This window comes from Candidatus Auribacterota bacterium (assembly GCA_026392035.1).
In the GTDB taxonomy this organism is placed as follows: Bacteria; Auribacterota; Tritonobacteria; order UBA1439; family UBA1439; genus JAPLCX01.
Genome location: JAPLCX010000070.1, coordinates 1 through 24,914, shown reverse-complemented (window position 1 = coordinate 24,914; position 24,914 = coordinate 1). Strand labels below are relative to the sequence as shown.

The window sequence follows — 24,914 nt, the reverse complement described above, 5'->3', positions numbered from 1 at the left end:
TTTCGCCCTGGTCTATCTCGATCCCATGAACGAGCAACTGCCTCAGATGGCGATGGGAGATTTTCTCGCGTATCCCGCTGCGGGCGCCTACTTCGACCCTGACGGCAACCTCTATATCGGCGATTTCGACTGGTCGAGAATGCTTATTTACAAAAAGCCATTCAAAAACATTATCATGTCCGATCCAACAGCCACCGCTTCCCCAACCTTTACTCCCACACCCACAGCTACCGCGACAATTACTTTAACACCGACGGCCACGCCCAGATCGACGGATACAGTAAAACCGTTGGACACCTCAACCCCGATACCAACGTCATCGCCGGCTAATTATTTCGAGCTCCGTGTTGTCGGCGAGGTATTTCATTCCGGTGACAGACTCACGCTGAAATGGGAAGCCGATCCTGACCGTCGCTTCAATCTGATGGGGAGATCCGTGGCAGTCTATTTCGGCGCCGCGGAGCGCTCCCCTGTCACGGACAGGCCCGCCACGGTGAGCGAGATAATCTCGAGCGGTTCACTCTACCTTTTTAGCAGCAACCTCCAGTCCCGACTCTACAACCCCGATAAATTGGCTCCGACATATCCATATGTGATATTCCCGTTGAACGGGACCGATACCTCGGGGAGCGTCTCGTTCAATCTGCCCTCTGGCATCGAAGGGACGCAGTGGGTCTTCTTCGCCGCGTGTGTCGATGTGGCGACAGGGCAGTTTGTCAGCCTTGCCTACCCTGTTGAGGTTTCGAACGAAGCCAGAGTCAAATAGGGTAAATTGGGGACTCTTTATGACTGGCGAGACAGGAACTGATTGTGATTAAATAGTGTCCGGGGATATGGCTATGAAATATTTGATTCTGTGTGCGATTTGCGCCACGGCCCTCATCTGCGGGTGCACCACGACTGAGCAACCGGGAAGCGTGAAAGGCAGAGGGACGGGGATCGTGGGGCCATCCAGGGGCTCGGCGCCTATCGGGGGTCAAGGGGCCAGGCCGCGGAATCCGCAGAAGGTGATCAACTGGTGACGACTCGGTCCGCGGTCATTCATTCTCCGTACGGCGGAGGAAGTCGCGGACCGTTTTCAGATACCGCTCCGCCTGCTCGATATGGTGGTCATGTGACGCATCCTCGAACACAACAATCTCCGATCCCGGAAGCATCCGGTGATAATACTCCGTGGTGGCGGGCGCAGCCTCATCGTAGCGGCCGCATGTGAAGAGCACGGGCACTGTAATCTCTTTCAGCCGCTCTGCGCGTTCATAACTTCTGAGCGTCCCGACAATGGTGAACTCGCTCGGTCCCCACATGTGCGCATATATGGTGTAACCCATTTTCTCAAGAGCCCGGTTTAAACAGTCCGGCCAGGGATTCATTCTGCACACGTGCATTCGGTAATAGTACATCACTGCATCCTGATAATTATCGGAATGAAAGTCCCCTGATTCTTCACTCGCCACTATAACGCTCCGCATCTCTTCCGGAAGCTCCTCAAGGTACGCTCTTTGATCCCGATGCCAGCGTGAGGCGCTCATGCACGGCCCGGAGAGTATCAGACTTGAAACTCCGTGGGGATGCGATGTGAGCATGTAGTCAACGGCCAGCATGCTGCCCCACGATTGTCCGAGCAGATGTACTTTTTCCAGGGCAAGAGCATCGCGAACCTCGCCGAGCTCCTCAACAAAGCGCTCAACGGTCCAGAGGGACAGATCGTCCGGCCTGTCGGAAGCGCCGCATCCGAGCTGGTCGTAGAAAATGACAGGGCGTTCATCGCTGAGAGCTTCGAGCGGCTCGAGGTAGTCGTGGGGAACGCCGGGGCCTCCGTGAAGCGCCAGAAGCGGGATTCCCTTTTTCCCCGCGCCGGCGATCCCATACCAGACCCGCCCTCCGGTTACGGGAATATAGCCTTCCCGTGTTAATCTTGAATCTTGCATTTGCTGTTCTCTCTCATTTTTGAACTGAATTTTTCAATTCCTTCTCACGGGGACTAGCTAAAAGCTTCCTACTCCCACCCCCCACCTGACATCCCCCCTTCAAAGGGGGGAGGAATAGTTCTAGTTACCCACACAAATTGGAAGAGAAGCATAAAATATAATTTGAGTAAGAAACAGATATTTTGACGTTATTAGTAGTACAGAAATGAAAGAACTCCCAGAGTAATGGCCGTGAATGCCGAAATTATAGCAGAACCGGGGAGGAAAGATTGATCTCAGCGACTGCCAATCAAGTGTCGTGTCCTTTAGCCTGATCTATTCATCAACTTGAGACTGACCTTATCCAAATATATCGTAACACATTGCATTGTAGGGGCTTGATCCTTCGGCAAGGTCCCTTCGACTTCGCTCAGGGTCTTCGACAGGACAAGTTTTATCAAGACCGTTCTCAACCTGGGTTCGATGAATCGAACCCCTACAACACGCAGATGAATAATTCAGGTTAGATAGCTTTACAGAGTTATGTCATTGCGAGGAGCGAAGCGACGAAGCAATCCGCGAGGCGTCGCGAGCCCCGAAATATTCGGGGCGTGGCGATCTATCTTAGATCCCTCGCTTCGCTCGGGACGACCCTTCGGGTCGGATTGCTTCGCTTACACTCGCAATGACAAAAATATACGAGATATTCCTGAGATAAGACACTAGCCGAGGCGCACAAAAGCGCGGTGTCGCAGCCTCATCCTGAGAGGAACGATCCAGAGGATTGCCAGGAGCCAGCGATAGTTGGATGGCCGGAAATACAGATCGATGACTCTCACCGCCCTGCAAAGCCAGTAGAGGGGACGGAGATTGTGCGAAAATAACTCCCTTTGCTCTATCTTCCTCACAAGTGAATTTGGAAATATCTTGAATTGTGCCAGGGAGAAGAGCAGGTAATAGTACTCGTGCATCTTGAGCGAGCCTTTATATTTCTTTTTTGTATCATAGGTGGTGATCCAGCTATTGCCGGAGGTGGAGATATTACCCTCGATGTCTTTATCGGATATAAGCCCCTCATCGAGATATCTCTTGGTAAGCTGATAATTGGGAAAAAACGACAGATTGAAAGCCTGGAAAATAAAGTTTTTCGGCAACTTTAAAATCAGATCCAGACTCTCCTTCAGATCGTTTCTCTTCTCGAGAACATTGTTTTTCACATAGTCATAATAGATCCTGAAAACGCTGGTGGCGCGCGTGAGCTTCCTCAGTCCATCAAGCCTCTGGGCAGCCTTGATCACCTGCGAATTCGTTTCATTCCTGTTGTAGAGCTTCTTCCGGATCGAATAACTTCCACTCTGGATCCCCATCACCGTCACGCTCCATCCCGCTTCCCTGAGCGCGACGAGCGTCTCCTCATCCGTGCAGAGGGGGTGAGAGTAGGCAAAAAAAGGAACATTCACCTTTTCCCTGTACTCGCGGGCGAAATCGAGGCACCATTTCTTGTTGACCTGGAATATGTTATCCCAGAAAAAAACCATTTTGAGACTGGGATTATTGCGTTTCGCATCCACCAGTTCGCTGATCACATGAGACACGCTCCGGCGGCGGAATTTTCCATGTATCAATGAATTCATGCAGAACGAACACTCCATCAGGCAGCCGAAAGAGGTCATCGTCTGGTGCACCGTTTTCGAAGGGTTGTCCGTGAGACCGTACCCAAAGTAATCGATGTTTTTCTTGGATTGGAGACGCCCGTCATCTATGTACCACTTGTTCTCGGCGTCATAACTCGCGGCAGGAAGAACGTCGAGGTCGGCGAGCAGCGGCCTCATATCGTTCTTCATTATTCCATCCCCCGTATTGACCCATAGATTCTTCACGTCGTGGTACGGTGTCCCCTCCGAAATCTTACGGGACAAATCAAGCAATGCGTCGAAGCCTTCTCCCACGCACACCATATCCGTGTGCGCGATGCAACCCGCCGGGTCTATGCTGGGGTGCGCACCTCCCCATACTACGGGGACGTTGAGATTCTCCTTGATCGCCTTCGTGATGCGCTGCGCTACCTTGAAGTGGGATGACTGCACCCCTATTCCGACCAGCGAGGGATTCAGTTTCTTCAAAGTGGCGATCAGGATAGAGATATCCTCTTCCGTGACCTCGGTATGATAATCGTTCATCTCGATGAACTCATTCTTCAGCGTCCTGGTCGATTTATGCCTCATCCGCTTGAACCCTATATAGGAAACGGGCACGTCATTGGAACGTAGATAGGAGAACAGGCTCCTGATGGCGAAACTTTCATAATGGAAGAGCGCGATTAAAACTGTAGTATTCACTATGTATCCTTGTCGGCATGACAGTGGATTGTAGACGCGTATGTTCCTGACAATGGCTTATCGTGAGCCCATAATACAAAGCCCCGCCTTTCACACTGGAAAGACGGGGCTTGTAGCTGCTCAATGGTGCGCTTACTGATTCTGGCGCTTTACATTGATAGCCTGCTGGCCCTTACGGCCGGGGGCCACATCGAACTCCACAGCCTCGCCATCTTCAAGGGTTTTGAAGCCCTCTTGCTGGATCGAACTGTGGTGCACGAAAAGGTCTTCACCTGATTCAGGGGTGATGAAACCAAAGCCCTTACGCTCGTCGAACCACTTCACTGTGCCTTTCGCCATTGTTATGTAACTCCTTCTTGGCGTGGGGGAAGCGCCTAAACTATATGGAACGATTCTCGAGAATCGCGCCACAGCTTCCCTTGCGAGAATCATCCTGGTCAAAAAAAAGCCGTGAGTCGAGTAATTCGCTCACGGCCCATAGATTCCGCAACCTATTTACCAGGGCTGATACTCAATTACGGGTAGTGTATCACATCGGCATAGGGAGTCAACGCAATTTTCAGAAGCAATTTTCAGAAGCCGAATCGGGGGGTGATGTAGATTAAAGGTAACTACTCAGGTAGTCAGAAGTCAGGAGCCAGAATCCAGAATGGAAAAGTAAGAATACAGAATCCAGAAGACAGAATACAGAATACAGAATTAAGAATAACTGCATTTCAAGGAAACGTTTATCTCCTGTCTCCTGAATTCTGGCTCCTGAGCAGTTACGATTAAAGTGTGGGCTTTTGTTTGCTCTGATCGCCGAGACTGAAGTCTCGGCTGCATGCCTCGGTCACAAGTCTCGGGAAGGCCAATAGAGTGCAGAGAATATGCCGGGATCGGCCAGAGCCGTGGGCACTGGACCGATGCGGGGTTATCGAGAAGCGGTAATCGGTTTTGCCGGGGAATCCGCCCCGCGTTCCATTTCCCGCAATCGCCTTATGTAGGCGATCATCTGTGGATTTTTGGCAGCATCCCTTACAGTACGCATGCCGAGGATCTGGATGATAATTTTCATCAGACGGTGGTAGGGACGCCGTAACTCGCGAAAGGTTCTCCTGAGAGAGTAAAATTGTTTGTACATGTTGAAGATGATGGTCTGAAGTCTGTAGGGCGTGAAGTTTCTGGGCCTGAGCACCACATGCTGCCCGTCGTATAAGTAGTACTCCTCCGCCAGGATGCGTCCGTCTGCGCGCATTTTTTCCGCCAGCCTCGTGCCCGGCAAGGGCGTGGGGGTGAAATATTGAACGCTGTCGAGATTCTCCTCCGCCCACCGGGCGGTTTCCTCGAGGCTCTCCTCCGTGTCGCCGTCCCCTCCGATCATCATCATCCCGTTCACCCAGAAGCCTTTCTCCCGGAACAGCGTCACTGCGGCCTTATTCTTTCTGACATCAACCTTTTTGTTCAGAGCCTTGAGCGTATCCTCGTTGATTGATTCAATCCCGAGAAATACCGAGAAGCTGCCCGCCTTCTTCAGGAGGGAGAGCAGCTCTGCATCAAACGCGGCATAGATACTCAACTGGCAGAGGAACGGTTTCTTGTTGATGCCGCTTTTAATCATTTCGCGCAGCAGCTCTTTCGTCTCGGCGGGCCTGCCGGCGAAGTTGTCATCGATGAAGAAGAGATACCGGGACGGTGTCCTCTGCGCAGCCCGCAGCTCCTCCAGGATTGATTCATTCGACCGCCTCCGGTAGCGGCTCCCGTACAGCCCCCACACCGAGCAGAAGTCGCATGTGAATGGGCATCCGCGCGAGGTGCATATCGGCTGGACCCTCATCCCCCTGAGGGTGGCATCATCATAATAGGGGATGGGGAGGTCTGACAACTCCTCCTCCGTCAATGGCTCAACTGGATCCGCATGGATGATTTTTCCATTGCTCTTGTAACTGATGCCCTTTACGCCTTCGCAGGTTCCTTTCTCTGAAAATGCGGTGAGCAGTCTAGGGAGAGTTTGATCCCCCTCCTTCCCGACCACCACATCGGCCCATTCCAGGCACTCCTCTGGCAGATAAGTCGCATGGGGCCCTCCCACGATCACCTTCCCCGCCCGATTCCGATCCTTGTACAGAAGCGCCAGCTCTCTCGTCTGGGGGATTGTGCGGGTAATCGCCGAGAGCAGCAAGTAATCACTGCTGAGGATCCGGTCGAGGTCCCTCCGCCACAGCCGTCCTGAGCGTCCGGTGGATGCGGAACTGATGCTCCGTACGTTGGTATATCCATCCCGCAGGAGAATCGCATGGAGGAGAGGGGTGGCTCTCGCGGGGAACTTGCACCGGCAGTAGGCATCCTCCACAATCCGGCTGTCGATCTGGCCGAAGATTGTCGGTGGAAGCTCAACGAGCGTAATTGCTGTATCGCGCATCCGGTCTCTCCCCTCAGGTTTCATGGTCGCTCACTGCTCCATGACCTTTGAGGGTGTGGCACGTGAAGATTGCCACTCCGTAGGCTGCGGCGGCCAGAAGGTACACCGCGCTGAACCCCCAGTACATTGCGCACAGAACGCAGAGCACGCTTCCCACGACGGTCGCATAGGCATTGATCGCCCATCCCCAGGGGATGAGCCGGTGGGAAGGGCCGGACATAATACGGATCGCAATCGGGAAAGGCATGCCCAGGAAGATACCGTGGATTCCGGTGATCCCGATGGACAGGAGTATCCGCTGGATCTCCGGTAGCCGCATTCCGTATCGCACAAGCGGCTGGAGGAAAAGCGCGCCGAGCACCAGGATTATGACGGCAATCAGCAGCACCAGACGCAGATTGCGGACCGAGGGTGCGAACAGCGTCCCGCTCAGGAGCGAACCGAAGCCGGCGAAGATGAGAAGCGAGGCGAGGACGACCGCGAGCGAGATCGATGGATGACCGAGGAGCAGCGTGAGCCTCTGCATGAGGCAAAGCTCCATGAAGATGAATCCCGCGCCCAGACAGGTGAAATAGACGAGCACCGGCGCCGCGCGCGGCGTGAGCGGGTCTTTACGGGAGCGCAGCATCGGTAGCAGGAGGAAGAGGAAGCTCAAGATTGCCGCCTCGAACAGGATGCAGACAAGTACGAAGTCGCCGTGCGGGATTCGGTGGAAGAACTTCATTCTGTTGTACCAGGCGATCGTCGTTGGGAGCTTCGGATCCCTCGTGCGCCCCCAGGAGACATAGTGGTTGATAAAAGGCCAGTCGTCCGTTGAGGGCGTGAGGTTCGCGACATCCCGGTGGTACCACTGTTCGGGACGGTCTGACCGGAGAAAGCCGTCATACCAGGAGGACGGATCGCGTACCTCGTCGGGGATGAAGCGAATCGCCCGTTTCCATTTCTTCGCAAGGCTCCGGACGTTCTGAAGCTCCTCAGGGGTCCATGGCGTCTTCTTGACGAACGTCTGATCGTCGAGTATCAGAATGTGGCTCCACGGTTCACTGACCCCCTCGCGGCGGAGCGCCTCCATCGCGACCGAAGCCACCCTGATGTCGCCGTGCCGGCGCAGGTCGACGATCCCGTCGGGCGTGAGGCGATTCAGGTACAGCCTGAACGCCTCGACGGTGACGAGGTAGGTCTCCGAGACGTTGAGCGCCCCCGATGCCATGGCGACGGGGGTGAAGTTGTTGATCTGCTGGATGACGTCGAAGGTGTCGGGGCTGCGTTCGAGGTAGCTCCGCCCCTCCTCGTTCACCATGCGGATGCCGGGATGGTCGTACGGCCGGCCGATGTAGTCTGCGTAGTCCTTCACAACCGCCCGCACCACGAGGGGGTCCATCTCCACACCGGTAACCTGTTCGGCGCCGAAACCCGCGGCGGTGACTACTTCATGGCTGCCGGCGGGCCCTATGATGACAACGCGTCGCGGCTTTCGTATCTGGTACACAAACGCGGATTTCCTGCGCCCCCATGCCTCTTTGTCGAAATCCGTGTCGAAATTGCCGCTGAAGGGAATGAGATTCGATTCGTTGGTCCCCCCATCGATCCAGAGTACCTTGCGGTCCCTCCGCCGCGCGATATCCACTCGTGAGAGGACCCCCCAGTGCGTCCACTCGATCAACTTCCTGCGATAATCATCCCGAAAGCTGCGCTTGTTCTCCTGGGGTCTCAACGGGACGACGTCACCCGCGAACCATGAGAGGCCCAGCGAAGCAACCAGGGCAACGACGAGCATGCCTCGACCGCGTGCGCCGCAATCTCTCGAGAGGAGAAGAGCGGCGGCGATTCCGAGGCAGGCGACGATGCAGGCGGTCCCCATCGGCATGAGGCCGGGCAGCGTCACGAAGAGGAGCAGGCAGCCGACACCCGCGCCCAGCAGGTCGCCGAAATAGAGCTGGTCCGCCCGTTCGCTCCAGACGGTGAGCCCGATGCTGACGGCGCGGCCGACGAAGTAGAACGGCGATCCGAGGATGATGTAGTAGAGCACAAGATACACCAGAGGCCTTGCCTGCCCGCTGACCGCGGCGGAAAGTTTGACGGGGGAAAGGTGCGTACAGACGGCGGCGAAAATGGAAGTCAGGGCGAAAAGGAGGGCGGCACGGCGCATCGCGCCTTCTGCATCTCCTGCGGAGGGCGTCCCCCTGATGTGGAGTACCACGCCGGCCAACCCCATGCCGAAGAGCGAGGTGCTGATGATGAGAAAGCCGTAGTGGTGGAAAAAGAGCACGGAGAAGATCCGGACGAAGGTGAGCTCGAGGAGGAGCGAACCCGCGCTGATCAGTCCGATGGCCAGGATTATTCTACCGGGATAGGTGCTGTTTCTCATCGAAGGCAACACTATAGCGAGAAGATGGATGTTCGTCAAAGAAAAACAGCATGAAGAAGTAGCTAGCCCGACTTTCGCAGATTTTGGCATAGAAGCCCAGCTTTCATAGGAAAGGAGGGCATTTTAGCTTCGAGTCTCCAACACATTTTTTACGTGACCTTCGCGCCGTGTATAAATGCGCGGAGGCGGTTGGTCGGGCAAATTCCATTTGAACTGCTCCAGAACTATTTGGTGTTCAGGTTTGGGCATCGTGATCCGCGGAAGACAAATCCGCCGTCCATCGATAGTATCAAACCATACTTCAACAAGCTTAATGCTGCGAAAGAGCTCAATTGCCCGCCGGGGCGATAGGCTGCCCGCCATACCTTTAAGCTTCCATTTCAGACATACCCACATCGCATAGCCCATAAATGCCACCATCACGTGAGCTTCGACGCGCGGTTCGATCCTGTGGTTGATCGGACGTAGTTTTATCTCGCTTTTCAAAGCGCGGAACGCTGACTCGACTTCAGTAAGCTGGATGTACTGCTCCCACAGCCTGGACGGGTCATTTTCGATCAGATTTGTACGCAGCAGATATGTACCGTCCTGGCGGTAAGCCTTCTTGAGAGCATGGCGGTTCAGCCGAAACGCGAACTGTTTGATATCTTCGTTGTCCCGAGTACGGGAGATCTCCACGAACCCGAAGACCTGCGCGTAGCGCTCCTCGAGTCTGCCGAGCCGATTGACCAGCACATCATAATGGCGTACATAGCCCTGTTCAACAGAGATGGCCAGGCTCTTGAGGCTATCGTAGAGTTTGCGCATTCGTCGCCGACGTATCGCGTTCTCTTTGGCCCGCCGCTTCACACTGCGGGCAATCACGTACGTATCACCATCGTCTCCCGACCGCAATACCACCTCGACCTGCCCGCGCACATGCTTCCAATCCTGACGCTGTAGACCGCCTTCGAACTCCTTCAACCGCGATCGCGGCGTGCCCACCACATAAGTGCCGTGACGCTCGCGAAGCTTCTGAAGATTATCCTCGCTGACCACACCACGGTCAAAAACCCATGTGCGCCTGGCCTTCCCGTACTTCGCCTCGACCTGGTTCAGCATCGTCTCCAGGCTTTGCATGTCACGGGTATTGCCTGGAAAAACCTCGTAGGCAAGAGGAAAACCTTCAGCGGTCACAATAAGCGCAATAACCAGTTGCTTGCAATCCGGCCGCTTATCACGCGAATACCCTCGCCTGGCTTTGGAAACTTCTTCCATCAGGCCTTCAAAGTAAGTGCTGGTCAGGTCGTAAAGCAATACCTCGAAGTCCGCCTGAAACAGTTCACCCCACTTACACCTCAAATGTTCTTCCAGTGCACCCTTGTGCGCAAGCAACCGATCAAGGCAGCGATACAGGCGGTCCTTCTCCGCAACCGCATCGTCGCAGTCCAGCAGCAGGTTCATCCCGGTTTTGGGGTGCCACTTCTCGTGCACACTCAGCTCACTACCCGGATCGCAGAGACGATTCACCGACAATAGCTCGGCTACCTTCTCCCAAGGCACCTCGCCTCGAAGCTCTCCCAATCGCTCCGCCCAAAATCGATCCAACTCCAATATCTGCCAAAGCTTGACCCCTATCCAACAGCTCCCGAACTCCCGGCAGTTGCATACCTGTAAACTCGATAGCCGGATCGCCACCACATCCGGATCTTCCGGATAACCACGTCGCTGATGCTCTTCTTCAGTCAGCAGTTCCATCTGCCGTGCTTCACTGCGCTCGTTGATAACATCGATCGTGTGCCGCCAGCGATGGCACTGGCTGGTGGTAAGCTCACCCAAATGCAGAATCGTACGCTGGACCACTCGCCGCTTGCCGATGCGTATGCTCTCATTCAGCGTGTAATACACATGGTCTTTACCGTCCTTGAATCGCTTGTTCGGTTTCAGGAACATGCCGGTAGTATTTCACACTCCGGCAACTAAAATCCAGAGGGTAGGTCTCCACACAGGGGGGGGAAAACCCCTTTTCGGCCAAAGCACCCAATATAATCAATCCACAAGCCTCGGAAAAATACAAAAACCCTCAAATATCAAAAATCTGCGAAAGTCGGGCTAGTTAAATATATAATTCCGTTAGGTAATTGCCAAGCCTAAAGGTACTGCTCCTATCAGTTTTACCTCCTCTTGTGTCATCCCTGTTCTTCGCTTCTTGTTCCTGCTTGAGCTTTCAGGCACTTCACCATCGTCGTAGTACCTGACCGGTCAGGCGTCCAGATAAAAACAGGTTCGGCAGAATTGCCTCGGTGATGTGTGTGTGGGCGGGGCTAAATTGTAGGGGTTCCCCGCCTGCCGGACGGGCAGGGATTCCCGCCTACGGCGAGTAAGTATCGAACATGCCACGTAACATACGTGGCCCGGGCGCGATAAATCACGCCCCTACATCATGGAAATAATGTATCACTGAGTCTCGCGCGGTGCGATGCGCAGCCAGTCGATGCAGATACCGAGGTTGCGGAGCTGTTCCCCGCCGCCCGCGACGGGGGGATTCCAGGTGGGAGAGGTGATTTTCAGAGTCGCGCGCGACGCGCCCGCGGGGAGGGCGCTCGCCAGAATGGCAACGCGCTGTTCCTCCATTGACCGGCCGATGGTTGCCTCCGCAACTTTTTTGTCAGCAATGAATAACTGGACTGGCACCGAGTCGACAGGCCTCTCCCTCCCCGCAGATGCCCTGATGGTGAGCGTGAGATCGGTGCGGGAACCGAATGTGGGAATGACGAGCGCGGCCTCATCCGACGTCCACCGCGCCCATCGCTTGGCATTCTTGCCGTTTCCCTTTTCCCGGAGCATGGTGGGCTTCTGGAAACCGCTGATGAGACCGAAACAGTCCTCTCCGATGTCGAGCACGCGGCTCGTCGCGTCCGCCTCAGGCGACGCCCCGAGCCTCTCGACCCTGAAGACCCGCGCGGTGACGCTCACCGGCACGCGTCTCCGGGGGAATGCGCCGACGCTGTACTCGAGGTGGTCGGTCTCGAGCGGCGTCTCAAAGAGAGGAACGAAATTGAGGGAAGGCGAAATCGGCCACCCTCCCCTTGAAATGTAGTAGACCCGTCTGCCGCGCTCGAGCAGGTTCCCCATGACGCGCTCGACGCCCCGGCACTTCTCTGGTGTTTGATCGGACAGCTGCAGGACGTCCAGGCCGTAGTTATAATCGAGCGGAGACGCGATCCCGCTCCCCTCACAGACGTAGAGTCCTCCGCGGTCGAGCGGGGCGGCGAGGTGGGCGAGAAAATCGACCGTGCCGGCGTAATCGGTGGGGAGCACGCATCGGGTGAAATCGATCTGCATGCAGGCGATGAGGACGAGCGCGGCGCACACCGCGGCGATCTGTCCTCTCTTTCTCAGTAGCCCGGGCAGGGCGAGCGGACACGCCATGAGGAAGATGAGCGCGGGGAACACGATCGGTATGTAGCGCCTGATAGCCCACAGGTACGAGGGAAAGATCATCTTCTTGTAGGTGAAAAACGCGCAGACGGGCAGGGTAATCAGGAGGAAGGCGTCGCGTTTCCGGCCGCTGCACGCGAAGATGAAAAGGATCGCCCCGTAGAGGGCGAGCAGGAGTCCTATAGAGATGAATCGCGGCCTTGCCACGAGCGGATATATGAACCAGCCGAGCTCGGGGAGATTCCGCGCGTCGGCCCCGCCTCCGAGGAGCGGGCGGATAAACTCCGCGTAAAGAAAAAGGATAACGAGCGTGGCCCCGAGGAGATTATTGAATCCCGTCGAGTGGAGAAGCCGCGCGGCACGGTCGCGGATGCGCAAGAGGTTTAGTCCCAGGATTGCGAATAGTATCAGGAATCCCACGCCCGCACCCGCGAGCCGGAGCGGAGTGAGCCCGTAGGAGCGGAGGACCTCAACCTGGCGCTCGAAGTAGGGGCGGCAGACGGTGGCGTCCTGAATGACGAGGTGTGCGATTCCGGCGGCGAGCGGGATGAGGAACACGAGTGCGGCGCGCCTGCTCTGGAAAAGGAAAAGCGAAATAATGAGTACCGGGAGGACGAGCACGGCGGTGAAGATCGTGAGGAGCGCCTCCGCAAAGCACACCCCGGCGAAGAGTGACCATGCCCCGCGATCTTCGTCGAGGGTGCGGAACAGGCAGAAGAGGCCGGCCCAGAAGAATAGCTGGGCGGTGATCTCGGCGGTGGGAAACCGGACGCACCAGATCTCGGCGGCACTCCCCGCAAGGAGGAGCGAGGCGAGCAAGGCGGTTCTCCCGCCCGCGAGCTCCCTGCTCGCGAGGGAGAATGCGGCGAGCGCCAGGAGGCCGAACATCACGTTCACCCAGAGCGAGAATCGCAGGCCTCCGAGCGAGTGGAAGAGGGCGATCCAGACGGTATAGATATGGTAGAAATGGGGCGAGACGATAGCGCGCTCGTGGTCGCCAATCGCTATGCCGCCCTCATAGCGCTGGTCGATCAGGTGCGTGAAGTAGAAAAGCGAACGGTCGACGGGGGGCAGGGCCGCGAGGACCGGATCGCGATAGGTGATCGAGCCGCGGCGGGCGAGCCGGGCGCCGCTGTTGATATAGGTGCCAGGGTCCCAGTTCCCGAGCACATACTCATACGGCGGCGTAAAGAGCGCAATCCCGAGGCACGCGAAGAGCGCGACCCACGCGAGCTCACCGGCTCGGGGGCGCGGGATGCCCCACCGTGCGCCCGGTGCTGCGAGGAGCAGGCCGATGGAGACGAGGGCCTGGGCGGCGAGGACCGCGCGGAGCGAGAAGATGGAAAGCTCCGCGAGCGCGAGCCCGATCCAGGATGCCACCAGGATGCTGCCGAGCGCGGACAAAAAGAGCCACTCCCCGAACCCCCGCGGCAGGGGGTGACGTCCGCGCGCGCATACGAGGCGAAGGAAAAATGCGCCGGGGAAAAAGAAGAGGAGCGGGGACGCGACGAGGCGAATCAGCGCGGCAGCCATGGAGCCAGGTATCCTTTCAATTTCTTTTCAAGACGAGTGGGGTCAAAATCATTGAGCCGTTCTCTCTGGCGCCGGATGATTCCCTCGCGGAGTGGCGCGTCGTTGAGGAGGAGCTCCATCAGCTCGGCGATGCGCGGGAAATCCTTTTCCCGCACCAGCACGCCGCTCCCGCCGAGCGTTTCAGGAACGGCCGCGGCGCCGTAGGCGAGGATGGGGACGCCGAAGTGCATCGCCTCCAGGAGCGGGATGCAGAAGCCCTCATGCTCGCTCATGCAGAGGAACAGATCGGCGGCGCGGTAGTATGCGGTGAGCTGCTCCAGGCGGATGTGGCCGGTGAAGATCACATTGTCGAGCTTCAGCTCGCGGACCATGTTCCTGAGCAGCGCGAGGTAGCGCTCCAGGTCAATGTAGGAGCCGACGAGCAGGAGACGGACCTCCCGGTTCAGGAACAGGCGGTAGGCGTGGCATGCCTTGATCAGATCCTCGAACCGCTTGTTGGGGACGATCCTCCCCACGAACAGTATGTTCTTCACCCCGTCGCGGTAGCGATTGATGATGCTCCTGTCGGGCGGGCAGTTTAAGTAATCAGTGTTGAGAATAATCGGCATCACCTTCACATTCCTGAAACCAGCCTCCTCGAGCTCTCCCGCGTTGAAGGATGAATCGGCGAGGGAGAGGTCAGGAACGGGAGCGAGCGCTCTCAGCTCCTGCCGGCCCTGGGTGAGGAGGGTTTCGCGCCCGTCGTAGAGAGAGCGGTAGTAGCGGCCCGGCGTGATATTGTGATACACGAGGACCTTTCTCTCGGGGAGCCGCTTGAAGTAATCGATCGTCTCGGAACCTATGGAGAAATGGAAGATGACGATGTGCTCTCTGCGGCTGAGGGGCCGGTGCTCGCCGATGTCTTTTGCCCTGCCGCTCAATTTCGGCGTGATGTGGCGTCGGGGGCAGAAGATATCCGAATCATATCCCCACCCCCTGAATATCCCCTGAAGGGTGAGGGCGAAGTTGCTGATGGCGTCGCCGTCGACAAAACCTGCGACGATCTGGTGGAGCGCCGGTTTGCTAGTGCTCATGAGTATCAGTCCCCCCTCCGGGATTCCGCTCGTGTCCGGGATCTGCGGCGCGCAACTTCGTAATCCTTATTGAATCGAGAAATATTCCAAGCGCCGATGGGTAGCCGCGCAACCCGTCATCCGCGGGGTTCCATGGGGGCGTTATCAGCTCGAGGCGGACCCGCTTCATGCCTGTGCAGGTTCCCCTGGGTATTGACGCCATATAGCCGTTCAATCCCCCATGGGCGTTGAACTCCGCCACCCTCCTCCCCTCGATGAGCAGCTCCACGGGAACCGGCATTCCTCCCCGGGGGCCGGTCGAGAGGGAGAGCGTGAGCGCTGCCGCGGAACCATCTTCAAACCAGGGAATTATAAGCGATGCGCGGGGTGCTGTCCAGCGGCCCGCTCCGCCCTCCTTCCCGATCAGCCGCGGCCCGTAGAACCCATCCTCGAGCCCAAAGCACTGATAGCCGATGTCAATGAACAGATCCTTCTCTGGCGGCGGCTCGGCGGCCAGCGGGATCGCTTCGAGAACTTTCACGTCGGATGATATTTCGGTTATCCCCAATGGCATCGCATGCCGTGTGAGTGGAACGATGGAGGATATGAACGGCAGTTCCGCGCGCTTCTGGAACGCGATGGTCTTTCCATGAATTGCGGGGCCTGCGGTGACATAGGCCACGCGCTTTCCCTCGGCGAGCCGGGACGCGATGAGTGCCTCGACACGGTCGCATTTTTTAATTGTCTGCTCAGTCTCCTTGAACAGGAGGACGTTTCTGCGGAGGAGGAAATTGAGGGGGACGGCGAGCCTGACCTGTTCGCAGATGAGGATGTCGAATGCCTCTGTCGCGGGGGCGAGTGCGCGGATGAACGCTCGCGCGCCCGGATAATCCCTGGCGGTGAGGAGGAAGGGAGCGCGCGTGAGGGGGATGATCAGCAAAAGGGCGAGTCCTAGTATGAGCAGCGACCTCCCCAGCCGGGGGAGGAGGGCGGAGAGCTCAGCGGTGAAGCAGCCGGAGAAGATTGCAAGGGCGGGCAGCGTGACAGGGAGGAACCGGCGCGCTGACCATGGGTAGAGGTGATGCTCCCCCACAGCCGAGATGGAAAAGAGAAATGTCACCGTGAGCGCAGAAATCCAGAGGAGGCTCTCCTCGCTCTTGAGCCCCCTCAGCCATATCCAGAGGAACGCCGCGATAGACCACCAGAACAATCCCTCCCCCATGACCCGGCTGAATTCGGGGAGGTTGGCCGATTCCGGCGAAGCGCTTACCAGCGGCCTGATGAAATAGAGGAAGGTGATGAACGCGAGTACGGCAGACCCCGCGAGAAATCTTGTCGGTGAATTGATCCGGTTGAGCGGTGAACCACGGCTCCTCGAGCGCCACAGGAGCAGATATGAGATGACGAGGAAGATACAGCTGGCTACGATGAGGGACAGCCCGTGTTCCCTGAGGCGAGCAGGGATATTGTTGAGTATCGCCCAGGCGTACGGCCTGTCCCACCAGCACAGATGGACAGTCAGGTGGAGGAGCGCGGCGAGGAGGACGATGAGAAAAGCGATCTCCCCCCTCCTCTTTTCGGAGAGGAGGAGGGCGGCCGCCATGGCGGGAAGGATGATGGTCGTTTCAAATTTTGTGAGGAACATCATTCCCGCGCACGCAGCGGAGAGGGCGGCGTGGAGCCTCCCACCGCGGCGCCAGAGGATCCAGAAGTAGACACAGCCGAGGAAGAAGAGCTGGGCGAGCGGCTCTGCGCACTGGTTCCTGGCGAACCAGATCTGGACGGCGTTCAGCGCGAGGAAGACGGCTGCCGCGGCCGCGGCTCTCCTCCCGTGGAGCTGGCCCGCGATCTGGTAGCAGAGGGAGAGCGAGAGGAGGGAGAAAAGCACATTGAGCGAGAGAGCGGCGCGCAGGCCGGAGAGCTTCATCGCGAGCGCGAGCCAGAGGGGGTAGAGGTGCATGAACTTGGGGCTGACGATCGCCTCTCTGGAGCTGAGCAGGTTAAAGCCCATGTAGCGCCGGCCCCCGTCGGTGAAGATCTGGCGCGCGGCCTCGGGGATTGAGGAGAAGAACTCATCGCGGTAGACGATACCGCCCCTGTCGGCGATGAGCGCGCCCATGTTCACGTACTCGCCGGAGTCCCAACCCCCGAAAATGTACTCGGATGAGCCGAACCGGAGGCACGCGAGGCCGAACGCGCAGAGCACGATGGCGAGCGGCCAGGGGAAAGGGTCATGTTGTGCGCTGCCTCTCTCCCGGGGGTTCTCATCGAGGCGAGCACTCCGCAGCGCGGGGCGGAATATCAGATAGAGCAGTAGTGAGCACGCGGCGAGGGGCAGGAGGAGGTTCCTGAGCGAGAAGCAGCCGCACTCGAGGAGGACCAATCCGAGCCACGAGCTGATGACCATGCTCGCCACGACCCCCTGGAGCCATGCCCGGCGTGTGGGGTGGGGAGAGGGCGGCACGCCCCCTCGCGACACCCTGATGAGCAGGTAGCCGGGGAGCAGGAGGAGAACCGCGAGAGATGCTATTTTTATCGGGATCATTTGGTTGGATTACAATTGGGAAAGCAGCTCCTTGAGGCGTCCCGCGACGGCCTCCGTGGAGAACGCCGCGACGCGGGGGGCCTGCTTCGCGACGATTGCCGCCCTGAGCGCGGGATCGCCCAGGATCCTGTCGATCAGTTCGGCGATTGCGGCGTGGTTCTTCTCCCGCACCAGGACGCCCGTCCCTGCGAGCGTCTCGGGTATGGCCGCCGCCGCGTAGGCGAGGACGGGCACTCGAAAATAGATCGCCTCCAGGAGCGGGATGCAGAAGCCCTCGTGCTCGCTCATGCAGAGAAAGACGCCCGCGGTGCGGTAGAGGGAATAGAGCTCGGCATCGGTCACGTGGTTGAAGAAGGTGACATCCGGGAGGTCGAGCAAGGTGATGAGCGCCCTCAGGTGGCTCGTGTATCTGTCCATGCCGATGAGCGAGCCGGCGAGCAGGAGGCGCGAATTTGCGTTGAGCGTGGTGCGGTAGTAATAAAAGATTTTTATCAGGTCTTCGACCCTCTTGTTCGGTGCGATGCGGCCCGTGAAGAGGATGTTTGCGGCGCCGTCCCCGTAGCGTTTCAAGAGCCCCGCGTCGGGCTCGCGGGAGAGCTTCTCGCCATCCACGATGAGGGGGAGGACTGCGGTGCGCGCGAAACCGAACGCCTCGAGCTCGCGCCGGTTGAACTCCGACACGCCGAGAGCGAGGTCGGGCACCGCGGCGAGCCGCTTCAGCTCCTCCCGGCCATTCCAGAGCGACCGTGCCTTCTCATCGTGGATTCCCTGGAACCAGACGTGGGGCGTGATATTGTGGTAGATGAGGACCTTGCGGCCCTCCAGGCGCCTGAAGAAGTCCGTGAGCTCCGAGCCGATCGAGTAATGATAGATAGTGACGTCGAGGGGGTCGCCCGGCGCGGGACAGAGGCGGTGGTCCCGGCAGAGGTGCTCCTCGGTCGGGCCCACGTGGCGGCTCTCGCAGTAGATTTCGGACTCGTGCCCCCACCTGCGCAGGATCGCCTGGAGCTGGAGCGCGTAATTGCTGATGGCATCGCCGCTGCCGAAGCCGGGGAGGAGCTGGTTGATTTTCATAGTTCAGTATTCACCACGGAGACACGGAGAACACGGAGGAAAGAAGAGTAGCAGCTTTACAAAGAGCAAGAGAGAGAAAGAGAAGCAACAAAATAAAAACAGGCATAAGCAGCTCCTGATCTCTTTTACTCCTCGTGAGAACAAATGTAATTTTAATCTCCGTGACCTCCGTGCCTCCGTGGTGAGACAATTATACTCCGAAGCGATCGAATGCCTCGTCGTAGCGCTTTATAACTGCGCCCCACGAGTACTCTGTTTCCACGTAGCGCCTGCCCCCCGCGGCGAGACGCTCCCGGAGTCCATGCTTCTCCATGAGGTAGAGGATGCACTCCGCAAACTCGCAGTAGTCCCGGAAGAGCAACCCGCCGTTGGCCTGCACGCAGTGAAAAGAGGTGACGGCGCAGTCGGCGTGCACCAGGCCGGGAGCGCCGGCGAGCCATGCCTCCATGAGGACGATGGACAGGCTCTCATTTGTGGAGGGCTGGCAGAGCGCGAGGCTGGCGGCGTAGCCGTCGTGTTTGAGCTCTTCGCTGACGTAGCCGAGATCGAGCGCGTCCCTCGAGAGTTCTTGGGGGATCATCACCTCGCCCGTCCCGAGGAGCACGAGTTTGAGTTCATTCCGATGCTGGTTTATAAATGCGCGAAAGTATTCCACGAGGAGCGGCGTGTTCTTGCCCTGCTCCCGCCGCCCGGCGTACATGATGAAGGGCCCTTTGATTCCGAGCTTTTTCCGGAAGCGCTCGGGGCGGTACTGGTCCATGGCGACAAACCCCATGCCTGCGACGGCACTCTTTTCCGACGCGAGGCCGAAGAGGCTCACGCCAAGGGCACGCTCGGGTTCGCTGTTGAATATGAGACCGCGGACTTGTGAGAACATCTCCCTGAATAGAGTGAGGCGCGCGTAGGGTTCGTCGTGCAGGCAGGGGATGATGAGTGATTTCTCCGGTGCGACGGCGCTGCCGGCCCAGGTCGTGCCGAAGAGGTAGGGGATGAAGATGAAACAGTCGAACTCGTCGCGGCGTGCGGCGATGGAGTCGTAGAGGGGGCGGCTGTGCACGCTCCCGCGGATCCACGTTTCCTCCTCATCCCGGCTGATTGGCATGCCGCGCGCGATCCTCTCCTGGAGCGCGCAGAACTCCCCGCCGGCGTCGCGCGGGTCGGTCGGGAAGCGGCAGACCTCGACGCCATTCAGCGCCTCCCTGCCCGGCCGGAAGTGGTTGGCCCAGGTGAAGTGGTCGCGCGCACAGGTCGTGAGCACGGAGACACTATTCCCGGCCGCCGCGAGTCGCTCGGCCACGCTCTGCACGAGCGCCTCTGCGCCTCCCGCGGACTCAACGCCATACCGAGGTACGACAAAAGCAATTTTACGTGTGCGCATAGTTGGTAAAATAATTTAAATTCGATTCTACCACGGAGGCACGGAGAACACGGAGAACCTCAACAACTTAACTGCGGATCAACTTTAACCACAGATGAACACAGATACACACAGATGAAATTCACATTTCTATTTCCAACCACTGAAGACACTGAAGTCGCTGAAGAATATCATTCCATTCAGTGTATTCAGTGGCCTCAGTGGTTACCCGTGGTAATTTGTTCCCTTGCTCCGTGACCTCCGTGCCTCCGTGGTGAAACCATAGGTGTTATTCTGATGTTTTCTTGAGGGCGGCGATCTCCGCGTCCACCTTGGCCTTGAGGCTGCAGATGGCGTTTGCCACCTGGCAGTTGAACTCCTTCTGCTGGGAGAAGAGGCGGTAGGTGTAGAACTTGAGCAACTTCCAGACAATCTTTTTAAGCCACACGGCGGGAGCGCCGAGGACGCCCCCCTTGGAGTAGATCGGAAAGTCGCCGATGTCGATGTCCCACGTCTGCTGGATCACCTTGAGAGAGTAGTCCAGGAAGTCAGCTTCGCTCTTCACGTTGCTGAGCTCCATGGCGGCGATCCGTGAGAGATCATACTTGTCGTACACCCCCGCCGCCTTCTTCCTGGCCACGCGCGCTTCGATCTCCTGCATGATCTTCTTCACGTCAACGCCATCCGCCCCGATCTGGAATAGTTCATTCATGCGACGTAGTCTCCTCCCCGGCGATACCAGCGCCCCTATCCCCTCTCCCACGCACAGTCGAGATTCGCGACCCCCTCCGCCTTTCTCGCGCACTCCACCCAGATACTGAACCAGTTGTCCATGCGGTGGTAGCTCGTTTTGTGATCCCGTGTGTGCAGGGAGAAGGAGAAGTAATATTTCCCCTGGATGAGCGGCAGCGATTCGAATCTCAAACGCATCGTGCCGGCGCCCTCGATGAGCGGGATGGGGCAATTGTCGATGATCGTGTTGCTCCCGCAGCAGAGCGTCCCGTCGCTCTTGGTGAGCGCGAAGCCGAAGACGGGATCCGCGATCTGCCGGTGGGCCCTGTAGTCTATCTCCACGAGGAGCGGCTCCCCGCTCGAGATCCGCTCGACGGGCTCGCCGCCCGCGCCCATGAGGCGCACCGCGGTGATCACCGCCTCCCTGGTGCCCCACTCCCTGATGACGACCGCTCCCGCCTTGACAAAGCCGAGGCTCTTGTACTGGTCAACCACCTGCCCGGGCTCGCCCACATTGACGATTTTCCCCGCGTCGAGCAGCAGGACGGTGTCGCTCACCTCCGTAATCGTGTCGAGGTCGTGGGAGACGACGAGCAGCGTCTTCCCCTCGCGCTTGAACTGCGCGATCCTCCCCAGGCATTTCCTCTTGAACGCCTCATCTCCGACAGCCATCACCTCGTCGATGAGGAGGATGTCGGGGTTGACCTCGACGGCGACCGCGAAGCCCAGTCGCACATACATCCCCGACGAGTAGTGCTTCACCGGGGTATCGATGAACTGCTCGAGCTCGGCGAAGCGGACGATCTCATCGAACTTCGCGCGGATCTCGCTCCGGCTGAGGCCGAGGATGGAGCCGTTCAGGTAGATATTCTCGGCTCCGGTGAGATCGGGATGGAAGCCGGCCCCCAGCTCGAGGAGCGATGAGACCCGCCCCCGGACAGTGACGGTGCCCTCCGTCGGGCGCATGGTGCGCGCGAGGATGCCGAGGAGCGTGCTCTTCCCCGCGCCGTTCGCCCCGATGATGCCCACGGTGGTCCCGGCCTCGACATCGAAGCTGATATCCTTGAGCGCCCAGAAGTCCTCTCTCGTTTTCAGGCGGCGGAGCAGTCCCACGGCGGCGGCCTTGATCGTGTGGCGGCCCCCGTGCTTGAGGAAGAATTTTTTACCGACGCCGTTTGTTTCTATTGCATGCACGTCTTCACCAGCTTATAAATACCGAACCGGCGAGACGGCGAGAATAATCGCCGACTCGCCCACTCACCGGCTCCCCCCTCGCCCACTCGTCTGTTCGATTACAGTTCATCTGCGAAATCGGGCTCGTAGCGAGTGAATATTCTTAACCCCGCGCCGAGGATCAGGAACGGCACAATGACCGACGCCGCGGCGGCGAGCCATCCCGGCGAGGGGCCATTCATGATGATCCTCCTGTAGAGCGTGATGAGCCCCACCATCGGGTTCAACTTGTAGAACGCGAGCAGCCAGGGGAACGGCGCCTTCGCGGAGATGTAATCGAGGGAGTAGATCACCGGCGTCATGAAAAACCATGCCATGAGCAGCACGGCGACGATATGTTCCGTGTCCCTGAAATACACGCTCGAGCACGAGATGATGAGCGCGAGGCCGAGGCAGAACAGGAGCTGCACGAGTATGACGAGCGGCAGCGCCGCGAGCGCCGGGCCCCACGCGAATTTCCCCGCGAGCAGGGTGAGGGCAAACAGCACGACCAGCGAGAGCAGGTAGTTGACGAGGTTTGCCAGCACCGTGGCGAGCGGGAGGATGATGCGGGGAAAATAGACCTTCTTCACGAGATTCGGATGTCCCGCGACCGCGTTGATCGCATCCCCGCAGCACATGGTGAGGAACTGCCAGGCGAGCACGCCGGTGAGCAGGCTCCAGGGGTCCATGGGGAACTTCATGAGCCTGATAAAGAGCCAGTAAATGAGCATCATGAAGAGAGGGTTGAGCAGCGTCCACAGAAAGCCGAGCGCGGAGCTCTGATAGCGGATCTTGAGATTCCGGGCAACGAGTGTGGCCAGCATCTCCCGCTTGCGAATCACCTCTTGTAGAAGGATCATGGCAGGTTCCTGAACAGGCGGGGGCACGGGGAGGCGCCCTACTCCCACACGAACTTCTCTTTGGATTCGAGCCGCGCCGCTGGTCCCCCCCCCTCGCCCCTTGTGAGGCTCCGCATGGCTGAGTCCTCCAGCCATGCGTCTATGACGGACTTCTTAAAACGGATGGTTGTCCCGATGCGGCTCGCGGGGATGTTGCCGCGCTTGACATGCCGGTAGACGACCTGCTTGTGCAGGTGGAGGTAGTCCGCCACCTGATCAATGGTCATTACCTCGGGGTAGCACTGCGTCGCCCGCGTGCCCTCGGGGGGCTTAGATCGTTTCGCCATTCTACAGTTTATCCCGGATCGTCTTGAAAAGCTCCGCAGACAATGATCGGACCAGATCGTCCCCGCCCGCTCCCTCCCCGTGCCCCGCGCCGCACATCCCGCACGTGTTACAGGGGTACACCTTCCCCTTCAATCCGAGCTTCTCCCTGAGCGCGAGGAGCTTCTGAATCTCCTCACGGGGGAGGGGTTTCAGGGGGCCGAGCTGCCGCGCGACTGCGGTCACCTGCGCGCTGTGCTCGATTTTTTCCAGCTTGTCATACGCCGAGAACACGTTCTCGCCGACGGTCAGCGTGCCGTGCCGCTCGATGATGAGGGCATCGCAGCCACCGATCAGATCAGCGATGACCCGCGGCCCCTCCTCGGTGCACGGCGTCGCGTAGGCCGCGGTGGGTATGGAGCCGAACATCATGACGATCTCGGGCATCACGCACTGGGGCAATTTTTGCCCCGCGATTGAGAACGCGACCGTGAAGGGGGGGTGGGCGTGGATCACCGCGCCGATATCCTCCCGCCGCGCGTACGCCTCGATGTGCATGAAAAGCTCCGTCGTGGGCTTGTGCTCACCCTGGAGCTTCGCGCCCCCCATGTCGGCGACGATGAGATCCCCCGGCGCGATGAAACCCTTGTTCAGGCCGCTCGGCGTGCTCAGGATGCGGTTCGCCCCGAGGCGCACGCTCACGTTCCCGTCGCTCCCCGAGATGAGTCCTCGCCCGTGCATGCGGCGGCACACCTCGACGATATCCTGCCGGCACTCCCGTTCAGATTTCATAATTGACAAATGCCAAAGCACACACGACAAATGAATGACAAATACCAAATGACAAATGTCATAACGCGACGACATTTTGTCATTTTGATTTTGTCATTTGTCATTCTGTTATAGTATGAAGCTGTTCAGATCCACGTGAGGGTTGGGTATGACGATGCGCCGCACCAGCGCCCCCATCCCTTTGATCCTCTCAACGGCGGCGGCCACCGCTGCTTCTACGTCCACCCACTCTCCGGCCACGACGACAAACGACTTTCCCCCGAGACCATTGCCCACCCTGATGAGCACGAGCGTGATGTCCGTCGCTTTGGCGGCCGCGTCTGCGGCGATGATACAGGCCGGGGCGTTAAACGTTTCTATAACCCCGAGGGCGTTTATCTCGCCGACCGGGGTTGCCGCGATGAGGGCGGGCAAGACCTGCTGGTGCACGTTGGGGAGGAGGAGCTTCTCGGTCACGGCCCCGCCCCCCGCTTGGAGACCGGCTTCCAGGGAGCGCTCAACCGCCTCCACGCCCCCCGTGATCAGCACGATATATTTCCCCGGGCAGATGCCGCGCGAATCGACGACGGTGATGTCGGCCTTTTTCGCCATGGCATCGGTGGCCAGTATGCCTGAGGCAATGCTATTGAACTCTATGAGCCCTATCGCCGGTTCCATCTTAGTGCTCTGGATCATAAGTTCGGTGACGTATTATTTATGCGGCCTTTTCTTTCTGTGAACAAAGAGATAGTTTGTCGAGTAATCGTTTGAGATCCTGACGGGTGAACTTCCATTTGAAAGGTTCAGCGGATTTTTCGTAATGAGACTGAAACGCAAGAAGATGCCCCTCAAGCTCCGCAAGATGGGCAAAGTCGTTTGGAGTAAGAACTCTGCGCTGAACAATAGAGAAGTAAATCTCGATTTGGTTGAGCCAACTGGCATGGACGGGCGTATGAACCAAAGTGGCATTGGGATACCATTTGCGCAGCCGCTGGATGGAACCTTGTCCACGATGAGAGGAACCGTTATCCGTGATC

At 58.3% G+C, this 24,914-nt stretch carries 20 protein-coding genes; 2 read left to right on the top strand and 18 right to left on the bottom strand.

From position 1 onward, the window contains the following. Together NTX71_07485 and NTX71_07480 are read left to right on the top strand one after the other, a co-directional pair. Positions 1-766: hypothetical protein (locus tag NTX71_07485; GenBank protein ID MCX6339747.1), on the top strand; the 766-nt coding region annotated here is incomplete at its 5' end. A gap of 73 nt (positions 767-839) precedes the next feature. Next, positions 840-1,022 carry a hypothetical protein gene (locus NTX71_07480; protein MCX6339746.1) on the top strand — a complete coding sequence of 61 codons (183 nt, stop codon included), beginning with the start codon at positions 840-842 and terminating at the stop codon, positions 1,020-1,022. A gap of 15 nt (positions 1,023-1,037) precedes the next feature. Here the strand turns inward: NTX71_07480 and NTX71_07475 are convergent, their stop codons facing one another. From NTX71_07475 to NTX71_07390, 18 genes are all read right to left on the bottom strand, one after another. Continuing rightward, a complete protein-coding gene (locus NTX71_07475) occupies positions 1,038-1,928 on the bottom strand; it encodes a proline iminopeptidase-family hydrolase (GenBank protein ID MCX6339745.1) in 891 nt (296 codons plus the stop codon). 701 nt (positions 1,929-2,629) lie between these two features. Then, complete coding sequence (locus tag NTX71_07470) at positions 2,630-4,246, bottom strand: cobalamin-dependent protein (protein MCX6339744.1); 1,617 nt, start codon at positions 4,244-4,246, stop codon at positions 2,630-2,632. Positions 4,247-4,378: 132 nt separating this feature from the next. Further along, entirely contained in the window at positions 4,379-4,585 is a 207-nt protein-coding gene (locus tag NTX71_07465; GenBank protein ID MCX6339743.1) for a cold-shock protein, read from the bottom strand. A gap of 574 nt (positions 4,586-5,159) precedes the next feature. Continuing rightward, a complete protein-coding gene (locus tag NTX71_07460; GenBank protein MCX6339742.1) occupies positions 5,160-6,647 on the bottom strand; it encodes a radical SAM protein in 1,488 nt (495 codons plus the stop codon). Positions 6,648-6,660: 13 nt separating this feature from the next. Beyond that, positions 6,661-9,015: a hypothetical protein gene (locus tag NTX71_07455; protein MCX6339741.1), complete on the bottom strand. Its 2,355-nt coding sequence runs from the start codon at positions 9,013-9,015 to the stop codon at positions 6,661-6,663. Between the two features lie 123 nt (positions 9,016-9,138). After that, positions 9,139-10,947, bottom strand: a complete 1,809-nt coding sequence (locus NTX71_07450; protein MCX6339740.1) for an IS1634 family transposase — start codon at positions 10,945-10,947, stop codon at positions 9,139-9,141. A 504-nt stretch (positions 10,948-11,451) separates the two neighbouring features. Continuing rightward, positions 11,452-13,968, bottom strand: a complete 2,517-nt coding sequence (locus NTX71_07445) for a glycosyltransferase family 39 protein (GenBank protein ID MCX6339739.1) — start codon at positions 13,966-13,968, stop codon at positions 11,452-11,454. After that, the gene (locus NTX71_07440; GenBank protein MCX6339738.1) at positions 13,953-15,041 is read right to left on the bottom strand and encodes a glycosyltransferase family 4 protein; all 1,089 of its coding nucleotides are present in this window, start codon (positions 15,039-15,041) and stop codon (positions 13,953-13,955) included. Before NTX71_07440 ends, NTX71_07445 begins: the two co-directional genes overlap by 16 nt. Further along, entirely contained in the window at positions 15,031-17,565 is a 2,535-nt protein-coding gene (locus tag NTX71_07435) for a glycosyltransferase family 39 protein (GenBank protein MCX6339737.1), read from the bottom strand. Before NTX71_07435 ends, NTX71_07440 begins: the two co-directional genes overlap by 11 nt. A gap of 9 nt (positions 17,566-17,574) precedes the next feature. After that, positions 17,575-18,639 (bottom strand): glycosyltransferase family 4 protein, encoded by a 1,065-nt coding sequence (locus tag NTX71_07430; protein ID MCX6339736.1) that lies wholly within the window; start codon positions 18,637-18,639, stop codon positions 17,575-17,577. Between the two features lie 190 nt (positions 18,640-18,829). Continuing rightward, positions 18,830-20,017: a glycosyltransferase family 4 protein gene (locus tag NTX71_07425; GenBank protein MCX6339735.1), complete on the bottom strand. Its 1,188-nt coding sequence runs from the start codon at positions 20,015-20,017 to the stop codon at positions 18,830-18,832. A gap of 268 nt (positions 20,018-20,285) precedes the next feature. Continuing rightward, on the bottom strand, positions 20,286-20,708 hold the full coding sequence (locus NTX71_07420; GenBank protein MCX6339734.1) for a hypothetical protein: 423 nt from the start codon (positions 20,706-20,708) through the stop codon (positions 20,286-20,288). Positions 20,709-20,743: 35 nt separating this feature from the next. Then, a complete protein-coding gene (locus NTX71_07415) occupies positions 20,744-21,922 on the bottom strand; it encodes an ABC transporter ATP-binding protein (protein MCX6339733.1) in 1,179 nt (392 codons plus the stop codon). Positions 21,923-22,020: 98 nt separating this feature from the next. Then, positions 22,021-22,803, bottom strand: coding sequence for an ABC transporter permease (locus NTX71_07410; protein MCX6339732.1), 783 nt, complete (start codon positions 22,801-22,803; stop codon positions 22,021-22,023). Positions 22,804-22,841: 38 nt separating this feature from the next. Continuing rightward, positions 22,842-23,129, bottom strand: a complete 288-nt coding sequence (locus NTX71_07405; GenBank protein MCX6339731.1) for a helix-turn-helix domain-containing protein — start codon at positions 23,127-23,129, stop codon at positions 22,842-22,844. Between the two features lies 1 nt (position 23,130). Continuing rightward, on the bottom strand, positions 23,131-23,898 hold the full coding sequence (locus NTX71_07400; GenBank protein ID MCX6339730.1) for a class II aldolase/adducin family protein: 768 nt from the start codon (positions 23,896-23,898) through the stop codon (positions 23,131-23,133). Positions 23,899-24,006: 108 nt separating this feature from the next. Further along, a complete protein-coding gene (locus tag NTX71_07395) occupies positions 24,007-24,555 on the bottom strand; it encodes a BMC domain-containing protein (GenBank protein ID MCX6339729.1) in 549 nt (182 codons plus the stop codon). Positions 24,556-24,592: 37 nt separating this feature from the next. Then, a partial coding sequence (locus tag NTX71_07390; GenBank protein ID MCX6339728.1) for a transposase occupies positions 24,593-24,914 on the bottom strand: 322 nt, incomplete at its 5' end.